Consider the following 13,840-nt stretch of genomic DNA (forward strand, 5'->3'; position numbering starts at 1 on the left):
TATGACAAATTATACGATGGAATTAAATCTTATTAAATCAATAGTTTTTACAAATAAAAGCTTATCCTTTTAAAAGGATATATTTGGAGAGTTTTTTGAATAATTTAGACATTAAAACCTTAGGGCAAGTTTTCACCCCTACAAACATTGTGGATTTTATGCTTAGTTTGAGACAAAATCAAGGGAGTGTTTTAGAGCCAAGCGTGGGTGATGGGAGTTTTTTTAAGCGCCTAAAAAATGCCCTAGGCATTGAAATAGATTCTAAAGTTTGTCCTAAAAACGCCCTGTGTATGGACTTTTTTGACTATTCTTTAGACAATCAATTTGACACTATTATCGGTAATCCGCCCTATGTCAAGCATAATGATATTTTAAAAAGCACCAAAGAAAAACTAGATTACACTCTTTTTGATGAACGCAGTAATTTATACTTGTTTTTCATAGAAAAAGCGATTAAACATTTAAAGCCTAAAGGCGAACTGATTTTCATCACTCCAAGAGATTTTTTAAAATCCACCTCTAGTGTGAAATTAAACGAATTTATCTATAAAGAAGGCACGATAACGCATTTTTTTGAACTAGGCGATAAAAAGATTTTTCAAAACGCCATGCCCAATTGTGTGATTTTTCGTTTTTGTAAGAATGATTTCAGTAGAATCACAAACAATCATTTGCAATTTATGTGTGAAAAAGGCATTTTGTATTTTCTAAATCAATCCTACACACAAAAATTAAGCGAGATTTTTAAAATCAAGGTGGGAGCCGTGAGTGGGTGCGATAAAATTTTTAAAAATAAAGAACATGGCAATATGGAGTTTGTTACTTCTATCACTAAAAAAACAAATGCCTTAGAAAAAATGGTTTTTATCAATAAACCTAATGCGTATTTATTGCAACATAAAGAAAGTTTGATGAAGAGAAAAATTAGAAAATTCAATGAAAACAACTGGTTTGAATGGGGCAGAAAACACCACATCTCTAAAGAAAAACGCCTTTATGTAAACACCAAAACACGCCAAAAAAATCCCTTTTTTATCCACAAATGCCCTAATTATGATGGCTCAATTCTCGCCCTATTCCCCCATAATCAAAGCTTGGATTTAGAAATACTCTGTGATAAACTCAACGCAATCAATTGGCAGGAATTAGGCTTTGTGTGTGATGGGCGCTTTTTATTTTCGCAACGCTCTTTAGAAAACGCTCTTTTGCCTAAAGATTTTTTAAAAATAGGATAAATATTGCTAGAAACTTTGAATCTAAACCCCGAACAAAATAAAGCCGCTACGGCAACAATGGGGCATAACTTAATCATTGCAAGCGCTGGCACAGGTAAGACTTCTACGATTGTGGGGCGGATTTTACATTTATTAGATAATGGCATAAAGCCTGAAGAAATCTTGCTCTTAACTTTCACCAATAAAGCGAGTAATGAGATGGTTGAAAGGGTAGCCAAATATTCCAAACTAAGCTCTAAAATTGAAGCGGGCACTTTTCATGCAGTCGCCTATCGCTATTTAAAAGAGCATTACCCTAATTTAAGTCTCAAACAACCACGAGAATTAAGAAAACTCTTAGAAAGCATTGTGGATACTAAAAATTTTATTGATGATGAGCAAAAGCCCTATACCACGCAACATTTATATGCCCTCTATTCTCTTTATACTAACGCTTTAAAAGAAGAAGATTTTAGTGCATGGCTTACAAATAAAAACCCCGAACACGCCAAGCACAGCATTTTTTATGAAAATATTTTAGAAGAGTTTGAAAACACCAAAAAAAAGCATAATTATATAGACTATAACGACTTGTTGCTTTTATTCAAAAAGGCTATGTTAGAAAAGGGTAGTCCTTATAAAGAAGTGCTTTGCGATGAATTTCAAGACACAAATCCTTTACAAGAATCCATTTTAGACGCTATAAATGCCCCAAGTCTGTTTTGTGTGGGCGATTATGACCAAAGCATTTATGCTTTTAATGGAGCTGATATTTCTATTATTTCTAATTTCACTCAAAAATACAAGAACGCCCAAGTTTTTACCCTAACCAAAAACTACCGCTCCTCTAAAGAAATCCTAGACTTAGCTAATAAAGTGATACAACATAACGAACGCATTTATCCTAAGAATTTAGAAGTGGTAAAATCAGGGAATTTCAGTAAGCCCACGCTTTTAAACTATAACGACAATATCACGCAATGCCAAGATATAGCCAAACGCATTGTAGTGAGAAAAAATTTTAAAGAAGTGGCAGTGATTTTTAGGAATAATGCAAGTGCAGACCAAGTAGAAGCAGCCCTAAGAGCCCAGGGCGTGCCAAGCAAGAGAAAGGGTAGCACAAGCTTTTTTGAATCCAAAGAAATCGCATTAGTTTTAGATATTTGCACACTTATTTTTAACCCTAAAGATATTATGGTAGCCATTCATATTCTGAGTTATGTGAGCGATGTGGGGGCTAATACCGCTAAAGATATTTATGAAGCCTTAATACTACTAGGTAATGGGGATTTAAAACTAGGATTAATTAGCCCTAATAAAGAAGCCAAAATCTATTCCAAGAAAAAAGAAATCACTTCTATGGGGCTTTTTGAAGAAATCTTTGCCCTAGAAAATAGCTCAAGGTTTAATAGTGTTATCTCTAAGGCATTTCACTCACACCCTGTTTTTATGCACCCTAAAATCTCTATGAATGGGGCTAAAATGCTGAGCGATTTTTTCACTCTCTATGCTAACATCTCTCATCAATCCCCAACTTCTCTAATCCATAATATTACCACTAGCGAGTTTTTTAAAGTGTGTAAAGCACGCCTTTTGAAAGAACGCTCCAAAAATAAGGACGGCTCTAACAACGAGTTTAAATACACACAAAGTTTAAAACGCTTTAATGAAAAAATTGAACTATTAGGCTCTTTAGCTAAAAATTACCACGATTTAGGGCGTTTTTTAAATGGCATGTTGCTTGGCTCTAATGAAGCCACACAAGGTGCGGGCGTGAATTTATTGAGCGTGCATGCATCTAAGGGCTTAGAATTTAAAGATGTCTATATTATAGATTTAATGGAAGGGCGTTTTCCTAACCACAAGCTGATGAATACCGGAGGCGGAGTGGAAGAAGAAAGAAGGCTTTTTTATGTCGCTGTTACAAGGGCTAAGGAAAATCTATGGCTCTCTTATGCTAAAAGCGAATTGAGAGACAACGCTAAGAACAAAGAATACGAGCCGTCTATGTTCTTGTATGAAGCAGGACTTTTAAGAAAAAGTTAAACTTCAAAACTCTACTACAAACACTGCTACACTCACAGGCACTGAAAGCAATTTAATATCAAATTTTAAACTTGGTTCTACCTCAGAGCTTGCATTATGAATGCGTAAAGAAAACGACCACCCCTCATCTAAAATTAGTTCCAAAGTGTTAAAGCTCTTAGGCTTAAAATCAAAATGAATAATCCTAGTAGGTAATTTACTTAAAGGAATAATTCTTTTAGGCTTATTTTTCACACTGCGATTAAGAGTGTTATTAAAATGATATGCCTCTAATTTAGTTTTTTGCTCTCTTTCTAATAAAATAGCTTTGTAAAAATCATATTTACCCAGTAAATATTCCACTATTTTTGTGGGACTTTATTTTTCTTATTTTCATCAATTCTTAAAACTTCATCTTTAAAAGCTTGCAACAATGGGGCATAAATTTCTTGCTCTTTGTTAGAAAAATTTCTCCATAACATTCCCTCTTTTTTAGCTTTTTCTAAAGTTTCAAAAAGTGGTTTTATAGCGTTTTTATAATTTTGAGATACGCTAACGCCTAACCATTTTTGCCCGAAATCCAAGTCTTTAGAAAGCCTAGAATGTTTTACAGCCTCATGATTATGTTAATGCTTAATCCTATGCAAAATGTATCAAAATGAATTAAAATATCTCGCACATCGGCTATTTCTCCAAGCTTATCTGTTTGTAGTGATAGCTTGATTTCATTGTGCGAGCTATCTAATATTTCGCTTAATAATGGCTCACAATCTAATAAAAGCAATACCCCACTTTTAGCACTCGCTAAATAATGCTCTTGTAAGGATTTTTCTAAACTTTCATAAGCTCTGCAACTTGCATTATATCCACCTTGTTTATCTACTATGACTTTTTTAAAAACACTCAATTTTTGCTCTAACACTAAAAGCCATGCAAATTCATAGGCTCTACCTTGATTATTACTCTTAGCACTCAATGTAACACCTTATAAATACTTGTAGCAATTTCTTTAGCTAAACTCACAGGCACAGCATTACCTATCATTTTATAAGCGTCATTAAGATTTTCATAAACAAAATAAAAATCATCATCAAAGCCTTGAATTCTCGCACATTCTCGCACACTCAAACGCCGATACAAATGCCTATAATCTTCTATAAACCTGCAATCATTTTTGCCAAATTTAGCCATTTTAGGGGCTTGTGGGTGTAGTTGACATTGTCTTCCTGATGCTTGTATGGTAAAGGCTTGTTCGTCCCAGTTTTTCACACGATTTCTGCTCATAAAAATGGGCGAATAAGAACCAGTGAAACACCCCTCGCTAAAGCGAGGAGCTTCCTAACTAAAGCACCCTACTGAATGCTAATACGAAAGGCTTTGCTCTTTAAAGTCTGCAAGGCTATTTCCTAACCCAAGAAGACTTAACCCTTTGCTTAAAATATTACTTGCGGCGTTTATATCTCTATGCTCTATATATCCGCAATTTTGACACAGATATTCTCTATGATTTAATTTAAGCTCGTGGTTGATTTGCCCACAACTATGACAAGTTTTACTCGTATATTGTGGGGGAGCTTTCACTAACAATTTGCCATTATGCTGTTGTTTGTAGTCTAAAAAAGAGATGATTTGATAGAATGAAGTATTTAGTATAGACTTATTAAGCCCACTCTTTTGTTTAACATTTTTGAGTTTGGCTCTTTTGGTCATGTTCTTAATTTGTAAGTCTTCAACTACTATCAATTCAAATTGCTTTGAAAGTTCGCTTGTGATTTTATGGTATCTGTCTAGTTTTTGATAGCTTGATTTATCAAAGGCTTTGTTTAATTTTTTTTGAGTTTTGTAAAAATTACCTCCTAGTTTGATTTTATTTTGTTTAGATTTTAAAACCCTACGGCTTTGTTTTCTTTGTAGTCTTTTAAATTCTTTAGAGTATTTTTTAAAAGAATGTAGTTTAGAATAAGTAGGAATAAGTCGTTTTAGATTGATATTTTCATCTACTTTTAAACCTAGTTCTTTCATGTCTTTTTGGTATTGTTCTAGGTCGGTTAGTTTTTCATATTCTTTTAAATCAACGCTTAAAGCTATATCATAGATATTTAAGTCCACACCGACACAATTTCTAGGCTCTTTAATAGTGTTAAGCTCTTTTTCGTATTCTATGCTAAAACTAACAAAATATTTTTGATGAGAGCAAGAGACTACGATTTGTTTAATCTTAGCATTAAGGGGTAAGTCTCTATGCATACGCATTTTTAAGGGCATTTTCATTAAGTTAAACATCTTAAAGCGTTCGTTAAAGTCTTTGATAGAAAAGCCTTGATTATTCCAAGTAAAACTTTGTTTAGCAAATTTAGAGTTTTTAAATTTAGGAAAGCCCCTATTTTTGACTTTAAAGGCATCTCTTAAGGCTCTTTCTGCATTCATGCGTGATTGTTGAGCGACTACACTACTAAAACTTAAATTCCTAGCTTTTAAATGGTGCTTAATCGCACTATCTAATTCGCTTGATTTTTGCCATTTTCTTTGTTTAGTGGGTAAATCTTTGTTTTTTTCGTATTGCTCTTGTTGTAGATTTAAGCAAATGTTATAGGCTTGGTTATAGACAAAAAAAGAGTGTTGTAATTTGGTCTGTTGCTCTTTGGTAGGATACAAACGAAATTTAAAGCCCTTATTTACTTTCATAGAAAGATTTTAGCATAATTTAGTTAAACTTGGTCTATGAAACAAATTGATAATATTAGACATGGCAGACATTGTGTTTTTTTAATGCATGTGCATTTAGTATTTGTAACTAAATATAGGCGTAAAGCATTCAACAAAGAAGTTATAGACTTTTTAGGTTCTGTATTTGCTAAGGTATGCAAAGACTTTGAAAGCGAGTTAGTAGAATTTGATGGGGAAAGCGACCATGTGCATTTACTTATCAATTATCCACCAAAAGTTAGTGTTAGTAGGTTAGTTAATTCTTTAAAGGGTGTTAGTAGTCGTTTGGTTAGACAACAAAATTTTAAAAATGTTAAAGCTACTTTGTGGGGCAATCATTTATGGTCGCCTAGTTATTTTGCTGGAAGCTGTGGGGGTGCTCCTTTAGAAATCATTAAGCAATATATCCAAGAGCAAGAAACACCACATTAGATTTGCTAACCTTTTGTTTTTAGGTTAAATGACACTAAAAAATAGCCTAACGGCTATTGACGCTTACATCTCCGCCCTAAAGGACGGAGTTTTTCGCTTTGTTGGGATAAAATACTCATGATTATTGATTGCTTTAGGGTTATGCTTGTTTTTTTCTAATGCACTCACTACGCTATCTTTTAAATCCCAAATAATATCTTTTAGAGTTAATTTTTTTAAATGCGTTGAACCTTTAGGAATAGTGTAATTGATTTTTAAATCTTTTCTAAATCCAATATAAAAAACTCTAAGTCTCTCTTGTGCTACTCCATAATCTTTAGCATTCACTAAATGTATGCTTACTTCATAATTGCACTCTTTAAAAGCATTAAGGATATTTTTTACGCTTTTTTCGTGGCGTTTAGCCAGCATGCCTTTCACATTTTCGCACAAGAAAAATTTAGGTTTAAGCTCTTTTAAAAGGCGCAAGTATTCATAAAATAGCTGCCCCCTAGCATCATCAATGCCTTTTAAATTCCCAGCCTCTGACCAACTCTGGCATGGCGGTCCACCAATAATCCCATCAACAGAAAAATTAATTTCATTTATTTGTAAGTTTTTAATATCTTTTTCTAATAGTTGGGTATTTTTATGGTTTAATCTATAAGTGGGCGTAATGCTTTTGTCATATTCATTTGCAACTACTATTTTAAACCCCGCTTTTTCAAACCCTAAATCTAGTCCTCCAGCCCCAGCAAATAACGAGAGTAAATTCAAAAGTTATCCTTTAATTAATTCACAACATTAAAATCTAATTTTGAGCTACTAATTCTTTTTTCCTATAAACCACCTTCAAAACATAAAACACCCCCACAAGCAAAGCTAAGCCTACTACAAGGGCGAGTGTATTAGAATGCGTAAAACTTGCAATCATTAAACTCACCATGCTACAAAGCATCGTAATAGTTGCATAAGGAAGTTGCGTGATAAAATGGCTTTGCACTGAGCATCCTGCCCCTGTAGCTGATAAAATGGTGGTATCAGAAATGGGGCTAGTATGGTCTCCATAAACCGCCCCAGAGAGAATGGCTGAAACAATCAAAATAATATCGCTTTCACTTGCCATGCTCGCTCCAATAGGCAGCATGATAGCAAACGCTCCCCAACTTGTGCCGGTAGAAAATGCGATAAACCCAGAGATTAAAAAAAAGATTAAAGGCATATACACACTCCCCCCACTACTTAAAAATTCCTTGCTAATTTGAGCCAGATACAACCCCGTTTGCATATCATCTCTAATCACAGGTCCAATAGCCCAAGCAAGCGTTAAGATTAAAATCGCTGAACCCATGCTCTTAAACCCTTCAAAAATAATTTTAAAAAAACTCCCTTTTTCTAAAAACCTGTAAGCCAAAAAATAAGTGATAACAAGCGAAAACAACCCCCCATAAAAGAGCGACAAACTCGCATCAGTGTTTTTCAAAACATACCCGGTGTAAAAAATCAATGATGAAATGGATACAATCAATATTAAAATAGAAATAGGCAATAAACTCAAGGGGGCTAGTTTTGAAGGGCTTTCTTCTTGCTCGTTCTCATTATAAAAATCCTTAACGCCTACATTTTGATACTTTTTCATACTAGGAAGATTGATTTGCCAAAAAATGGTAAGAAACACCGCAATAAGTGCAAAAATCGCATAATAATTGCTACTCAAACTTGATAAAAGCACTGAAAAACTATCTTCTAACAAAGGAGATTTATCATTATTCATAATCCCCATAATATAAGCCCCCCAACTTGAAATTGGCACAAGTAGGCACACTGGCGCTGAAGTGGAGTCTATAATATAGGCTAGTCGCTCTCGTGTTGAATTGTGTGCATCATTTAGAGATTTTGAGATTTGCCCCACGGTTAGGGCGTTAAAATAATCATCAACAAAGATAATAATCCCCACAAAAAAAGCGATAAATTCAGGGGTTTTAGCATTTTTAGTGTATTTTTTAGCTTTTTTGACAAAGTTTTGCACACTACCGGATTTAAAAATAATTTGACTTAAAATGCCTAAAAGGATTAAAAAACCAAACACATAAAGATTAGATAAATTGATAACAAAAGCGGACTCATAAGTGTAAAAAACGGATGTAATTCTATGATAAATATAATCTATGACACCAGATACATTGAAAGAGTGCAATAAAAACGCACTGACTAAAATACCTACAAACAAAGAGAGTGCTACACGCTTAGTAGCAATGACCATTAGAATAACACTCATAGGAACCACAAGGCTCAAAGCTGATAATTCCACAGACAAAATCCTTTAATATAAAATGATTAAACTTCAATTAAAAGAGACAACAGAAAAAATCTATTGGTGTAAAGAGAGAATGGATTTGTAAAAACAAACCGCTTAAAGGATTTCAATCAAGTGGCCGGGAGAGAGGGATTCGAACCCCCGGAGGTATTACCCTCAACGGTTTTCAAGACCGCCGCTTTCAACCACTCAGCCATCTCCCGCTATTCTCTTACAAAAACCCTAAAAAAAACAAAATGGAGGCGACACCCGGATTTGAACCGGGGAATCAAGGTTTTGCAGACCCATGCCTTACCACTTGGCTATGTCGCCTTCTTTAAGTGTCTCGTATTCAAAAACAATACACAATCAATCTAAATCAAATAAACACAATATCCAAGTATCACTGAATATTAACTCAATACCACGCTAAAATGGTGCCCAAAGCCGGACTTGAACCGGCACGGTATTGCTACCGAGGGATTTTAAGTCCCTTGTGTCTACCAATTCCACCACCTGGGCAAACTTAAATAGAAACCATGCTCTAGAAGTATTATAAAATAAACATGATTAAAAATGGAGCGGGAAACGGGGATCGAACCCGCGGCCCCGACCTTGGCAAGGTCGTGCTCTACCACTGAGCTATTCCCGCACTTTCAATCAAAAAACACAAACGCTATTCTATCCAAACTAAAATTAAAAATCAAGGATTCATTCAAATATTTCAACAAAATTTCATTCAATACAACACTATGTTCTTAAATTCCTAAATTCTTCGCACCCCAAAAATCCAAGCTAACTTTTTGTCTCAAAATAAACTCAAAATAAATCTAATGGATGTTTTATTGAGTAAAAAATATACAATAGCCCCTAGCAACACTAAAATTTATAGTCTTTTGCCTTCATTCTTTCCTATTTTTTAACTTGATTAAATAATAATAGCTTTCATAACACATTTTAAAGGAGTTTTAATAACCATGAAACAAGTCATTCATTCAGAATTAGCCCCAAAGGCTATAGGTCCTTATTCTCAAGCCATTAGCACCAGTAATCTTGTATTTGTCTCTGGGCAATTAGGCATTGATGTAGCCACAGGCGAGTTTAAAGGTGCGGATATTCACGCTCAAACCACGCAATCTATGGAAAATATCAAAGCGATTTTAAAAGAAGCCAACTTAGGCATGGAAAGTGTGGTAAAAACCACCATTTTATTGAAGAGTCTAGATGATTTTGCAATCGTTAATGAAATCTATGGGAGCTATTTTAAAGAACCCTATCCAGCTAGAGCGACCTTTCAAGTGGCTAAACTTCCTAAAGACGCTCTAGTAGAAATTGAAGCTATCGCCATTAAATAGCAACTCACTCAATTAGGGATAGCAGCATGAAAAAAGATGTAGTGGTAGTAGGTGGTGGGATTGTAGGGCTTTCTTGTGCGTATTCTATGCATAAATTAGGCCATAAAGTCTGTGTGATTGAAAAAAATGATGGCACTAATGGCACTTCTTTTGGAAATGCAGGACTGATTTCTGCATTTAAGAAAGCCCCGCTTTCAAGCCCAGGTGTAGTGCTAGACACTCTAAAACTCATGCTTAAAAATCAAGCCCCCTTAAAGTTCCACTTTGGGCTTAACCCAAAGCTTTTCAAATGGATTTTAAAGTTTATGAGAAGTGCAAATGAGAAATCAACGCACCGCACCATGGCGTTATTTGAACGCTACGGGTGGCTTAGTATAGAGATGTATCACCAAATGCTAGAAGATGGCATGGATTTTTGGTATAAAGAAGATGGGCTTTTAATGATTTACACTCTGCAAGAAAATTTTGAAAAAAAGATTAAAACTTGCGATGATAGTGGGGCTTACAAGATTCTTAATGCTAAAGAAACTCAAGATTACATGCCCATTGCTAATGACAATATCTGTGGGAGTGTGCTTTTAACAGAAAATGCCCATGTAGATCCGGGCGAAGTCATGCTCTCTTTACAAAAATACCTTAAAGAGGTGGGCGTGGAGTTTCTTTACAATGAAGAAGTTCTAGACTTTGAGTTTAAAAACAATCTCATAGATGGCATTATCACTAACAAGGAAAAGATTCAAGCAGAAAAAATCATTTTAGCCACTGGGGCTAACCCCACAACCATTAAAAAGACTAAAAACGACTTTTTGATGATGGGGGCTAAGGGCTATAGTATCACTTTTAAAATGCCTGAAGAATTGAAACCTAAGACCTCTTCTTTATTTGCAGATATTTTTATGGCAATGACTCCACGAAGAGACACCGTGAGAATTACCTCTAAGCTAGAGCTTAACACCAACAACACTCTCATTGATAGAGAGCAAATAGAAAACATGAAAAGAAACTTAGCCACTTTCACACGGCCTTTTGAAATGCAAGATGCGATAGAGTGGTGTGGTTTTAGACCCCTAACCCCTAATGATATTCCTTATTTAGGTTTTGACAAGCAATATAAAAACTTAATCCACGCCACAGGACTTGGATGGCTTGGCATTACTTTTGGTCCTGCTATAGGCAAGCTCATTGCTGATTTAAGTAAAGATGGGGCGAATGAAAAGAATGCCGACATCATGCTCTTTTCTGCATTTTTTAGGGATTAACCCCCCTACAAGGTTTTTATTTATCTTTAATTAGTTCCTTAAAAGGAGTTTATTTATGGAAACTATTGACTTAGTAGTGCGTTCTTTATCTAATTTTGTGTGGGGCGTTCCTATGCAAATCCTCTTAGTAGGCACTGGCCTATTCTTAACTTTCTATCTCAAGGGCTTACAATTTAGCAAAATTTTTTACGCCATTAAAATCCTTTTTGACAAAGAATCTCAATCTAAAGGCGATATTTCACAATTCTCAGCTCTCATGCTCTCTTTAGGAGCGACCGTAGGCATTGGAAGTATCGTAGGCGTGGCAACCGCCATTAGCATTGCAGGGCCAGGCGCTGTATTTTGGATGTGGGTTACAGGATTAGTTGGCATGGCGACTAAGTATTCTGAAGGTATCTTAGCGGTGAAATACAGAGAAGAAGGGGCTTTTGGATACAAGGGGGGGCCTATGTATTACATCAAAAATGGTCTTAACATGCCTAAACTTGCCATGGCGTTTGCGATTTTTACCATTATTGCAAGCATTGGCACAGGCAATATGACCCAATCTAATGCAGTCTCTTCCATTTTGAGCGAACAAGCGAACTTACCTGCTTGGGTTTCTGGCCTACTACTCACTCTTTTAACTGCTATCATTGTTGTAGGTGGGATTAAATCCATTGGTAAATTCACTTCTTATTTGGCGCCGGTTATGGTGCTTTTATACTTGCTTACCATTATTTTTATCATTTTTAAACATTTTGATTTAGCCATTCAAGCCGTGAAACTCATTTTTGAAGAAGCGTTCAATCCAAAGCCTGTTGTAGGCGGAGCAACAGGGGCATTAGTAGCTACCATGATAAAAACAGGCGTAGCTAGGGGGCTATATTCTAATGAAGCAGGATTAGGCAGTTCAGCCATTATTGCAGCAAGTGCTCAAACCCACCACCCAGTGCGTCAAGCTCTAGTCTCTATGCTTCAAACTTTCATCGTAACTTTAGTGGTGTGTTCTGCAACAGCAACCGTGATTTTAATGGCACCAGAATGGAACACTTTACTCCCTAATGGCGAGAGATTAAGTGCAAATCTATTGACCCTAAAAAGCACAGAGTATTTTCTAGGCTCATTAGGGGCGGTTGTGATTTTTACAACCATGATATTTTTTGCCTACTCCACCATTATCGGCTGGGCTTATTATGGAGAAAAATGCGCTGAATACGCCTTTGGAGAAAAAAAGATTAAATATTATCGCCTAGTCTTTTTAGCGAGTGTTATGGTAGGTGCTTTAGCTAAAATTGATTTTGTGTGGAATTTAGCGGATTTGTCTAATGGGCTTATGGCTATTCCTAATCTCATCGCTCTGATTTTACTCCACAAAGTGGTTTCTTCAGAAACGCGCTGGTATTTTAATAAGCATCATAGTAAGTGAGTGAGCATGCTACATAGAGCGAGTTTTGTAGAAGTTAATACAGCTAGTTTAAGGCATAATTTCAACCTTGTTAAAACAACCATTCCTAAAGACGCTCACATTATGGCGGTGGTTAAAGCAAACGCCTATGGAGCTGGAGCCATAAGAGCGAGTCAAATCTTTTTAGAAGAGGGGGCAAATTATTTAGGCGTGGCTACTCTAGATGAAGCCTTAGAGTTACGCTCGCATTTTTCTAAAACCCCTATTTTGATTCTAGGCTATAGCCCTAATTCTAACGCTTCTATCCTAGTTGAAAACGATTTGAGTGCAACCATTTTTGACTACTCTCAAGCAGAGTTCTTTTCTCAAACGGCCCTTAAAGCCAAGAAACGCCTAAAAGTGCATCTCAAAATTGATACCGGAATGCATCGCTTAGGTCTAGAACCCACTTTTAAAAGCATAGAAACCATAGAAAAAATACGCGCTTTAGAAGGCTTAGAAGTAGAAGGCATCTTCACCCATTTAAGCAACGCTGATTCCAAGATTAAAACCCATGCCAAAAACCAAATGCACGCCTTTAACGCTTTTTTAGAGCAACTTTTAGACAAACAAATAGAGTTTAAATACCGCCATGCCTACAATTCAGCGGGCATTCTTTCTTTGTGTAATGGTATGGAAAATCGTTTGTTAAACCTCTATCGCCCAGGAATTATGCTCTATGGCTTCTACCCATCTAATGAAGTGCAAATCGCCTCTCAAACTCAAGAGATTTTTTTGCAAAATGTTATCAGCCTAAAAGCTAGAATCGTGCAAATTAAAAGCGTTAAAAAAGGCGAGTTTATAGGCTATGGCGAGCATTTTTATACTAATGAAGAGACCTTAATAGGCACTTTAGCCCTAGGCTATGCGGATGGATTAGCACGCACTTTAGGGAATCGCATTCAAGTAGCTATCAACCATCAATTAGCCCCCCTTATCGGTAAAGTGTGTATGGACCAATGCTTTATTGAATTAACTAACCTTCAGGCTAAAGAAGGCGATGAAGTCATTCTATTTGGGGATAAAAGCACTAAGGCTAATGATGCACACGACATAGCCATGCTTTTAGACACCATTTCTTATGAAATCATTAGCACTTTATCCAAACGCTTAGAGCGTGTGTATATTTAAAAAAGGTATTAGGCTTT

Annotated in this window: 9 protein-coding genes, 4 tRNA genes and 3 pseudogenes; 7 read left to right on the forward strand and 9 right to left on the reverse strand. The window is 35.7% G+C overall.

Annotation, left to right across the window (positions count from 1 at the left end; translation table 11 throughout):
• The first annotated feature begins 83 nt into the window (after positions 1-83).
• Complete coding sequence (locus HCD_RS01920) at positions 84-1,235, forward strand: Eco57I restriction-modification methylase domain-containing protein (protein WP_014658937.1); 1,152 nt, start codon at positions 84-86, stop codon at positions 1,233-1,235.
• Between the two features lie 3 nt (positions 1,236-1,238).
• Positions 1,239-3,260, forward strand: coding sequence for an ATP-dependent helicase (locus tag HCD_RS01925; protein WP_014658938.1), 2,022 nt, complete (start codon positions 1,239-1,241; stop codon positions 3,258-3,260).
• A 3-nt stretch (positions 3,261-3,263) separates the two neighbouring features.
• Here the strand turns inward: HCD_RS01925 and HCD_RS01930 are convergent.
• The 3 genes and pseudogenes from HCD_RS01930 to HCD_RS01940 form a co-directional block, all read right to left on the reverse strand.
• A pseudogene (locus tag HCD_RS01930) lies at positions 3,264-4,215 on the reverse strand (HaeIII family restriction endonuclease).
• Positions 4,212-4,550 (reverse strand): annotated as a pseudogene (locus tag HCD_RS01935) (DNA cytosine methyltransferase); the annotation flags it as partial. The pseudogenes HCD_RS01935 and HCD_RS01930, both read right to left, overlap by 4 nt.
• A 51-nt stretch (positions 4,551-4,601) precedes the next feature.
• Positions 4,602-5,924 (reverse strand): RNA-guided endonuclease InsQ/TnpB family protein, encoded by a 1,323-nt coding sequence (locus HCD_RS01940; protein ID WP_014658798.1) that lies wholly within the window; start codon positions 5,922-5,924, stop codon positions 4,602-4,604.
• Positions 5,925-5,960: 36 nt separating this feature from the next.
• On the opposite strand from HCD_RS01940, the gene tnpA reads away from it, so the two are divergent.
• Positions 5,961-6,377: an IS200/IS605 family transposase gene (gene tnpA, locus HCD_RS01945; protein WP_014658764.1), complete on the forward strand. Its 417-nt coding sequence runs from the start codon at positions 5,961-5,963 to the stop codon at positions 6,375-6,377.
• Positions 6,378-6,482: 105 nt separating this feature from the next.
• Here the strand turns inward: tnpA and HCD_RS01950 are convergent.
• The 6 genes and pseudogenes from HCD_RS01950 to HCD_RS01975 all read right to left on the reverse strand — a co-directional run.
• Positions 6,483-7,133 (reverse strand): annotated as a pseudogene (locus HCD_RS01950) (DNA cytosine methyltransferase); the annotation flags it as partial.
• Positions 7,134-7,167: 34 nt separating this feature from the next.
• Complete coding sequence (locus HCD_RS01955; protein WP_014658941.1) at positions 7,168-8,667, reverse strand: Na+/H+ antiporter NhaC family protein; 1,500 nt, start codon at positions 8,665-8,667, stop codon at positions 7,168-7,170.
• A gap of 121 nt (positions 8,668-8,788) precedes the next feature.
• Positions 8,789-8,876: transfer RNA gene (locus tag HCD_RS01960), tRNA-Ser, on the reverse strand.
• A 34-nt stretch (positions 8,877-8,910) separates the two neighbouring features.
• Positions 8,911-8,985, reverse strand: a tRNA-Cys gene (locus tag HCD_RS01965).
• A gap of 102 nt (positions 8,986-9,087) precedes the next feature.
• Positions 9,088-9,174: transfer RNA gene (locus HCD_RS01970), tRNA-Leu, on the reverse strand.
• A gap of 55 nt (positions 9,175-9,229) precedes the next feature.
• Positions 9,230-9,304: transfer RNA gene (locus tag HCD_RS01975), tRNA-Gly, on the reverse strand.
• A 325-nt stretch (positions 9,305-9,629) separates the two neighbouring features.
• Here HCD_RS01975 and HCD_RS01980 point away from each other — a divergent pair.
• The 4 genes from HCD_RS01980 to alr are packed head-to-tail and all read left to right on the forward strand — an operon-like array spanning position 9,630 to position 13,823.
• Positions 9,630-10,007, forward strand: a complete 378-nt coding sequence (locus HCD_RS01980; RefSeq protein ID WP_014658942.1) for a RidA family protein — start codon at positions 9,630-9,632, stop codon at positions 10,005-10,007.
• An 11-nt stretch (positions 10,008-10,018) separates the two neighbouring features.
• The gene (locus HCD_RS01985; RefSeq protein WP_265101287.1) at positions 10,019-11,266 is read left to right on the forward strand and encodes an NAD(P)/FAD-dependent oxidoreductase; all 1,248 of its coding nucleotides are present in this window, start codon (positions 10,019-10,021) and stop codon (positions 11,264-11,266) included.
• Positions 11,267-11,321: 55 nt separating this feature from the next.
• Positions 11,322-12,674: an alanine/glycine:cation symporter family protein gene (locus tag HCD_RS01990; RefSeq protein WP_014658944.1), complete on the forward strand. Its 1,353-nt coding sequence runs from the start codon at positions 11,322-11,324 to the stop codon at positions 12,672-12,674.
• Between the two features lie 6 nt (positions 12,675-12,680).
• The gene (alr, locus tag HCD_RS01995) at positions 12,681-13,823 is read left to right on the forward strand and encodes an alanine racemase (RefSeq protein ID WP_014658945.1); all 1,143 of its coding nucleotides are present in this window, start codon (positions 12,681-12,683) and stop codon (positions 13,821-13,823) included.
• Positions 13,824-13,840: the final 17 nt, after the last annotated feature.

The sequence above is a fragment of the Helicobacter cetorum MIT 99-5656 genome, from assembly GCF_000259275.1.
In the GTDB taxonomy this organism is placed as follows: Bacteria; Campylobacterota; Campylobacteria; order Campylobacterales; family Helicobacteraceae; genus Helicobacter; species Helicobacter cetorum.

What these genes read in the sequence shown, in the direction of transcription:
- HCD_RS01940 (WP_014658798.1), bottom strand. Translation starts at nt 5,924, where the DNA reads ATGAAAGTAAATAAGGGCTTTAAATTTCGTTTGTATCCTACCAAAGAG.
- tnpA (WP_014658764.1), top strand. Translation starts at nt 5,961, where the DNA reads ATGAAACAAATTGATAATATTAGACATGGCAGACATTGTGTTTTTTTA.
- HCD_RS01990 (WP_014658944.1), top strand. Translation starts at nt 11,322, where the DNA reads ATGGAAACTATTGACTTAGTAGTGCGTTCTTTATCTAATTTTGTGTGG.
- HCD_RS01980 (WP_014658942.1), top strand. Translation starts at nt 9,630, where the DNA reads ATGAAACAAGTCATTCATTCAGAATTAGCCCCAAAGGCTATAGGTCCT.
- alr (WP_014658945.1), top strand. Translation starts at nt 12,681, where the DNA reads ATGCTACATAGAGCGAGTTTTGTAGAAGTTAATACAGCTAGTTTAAGG.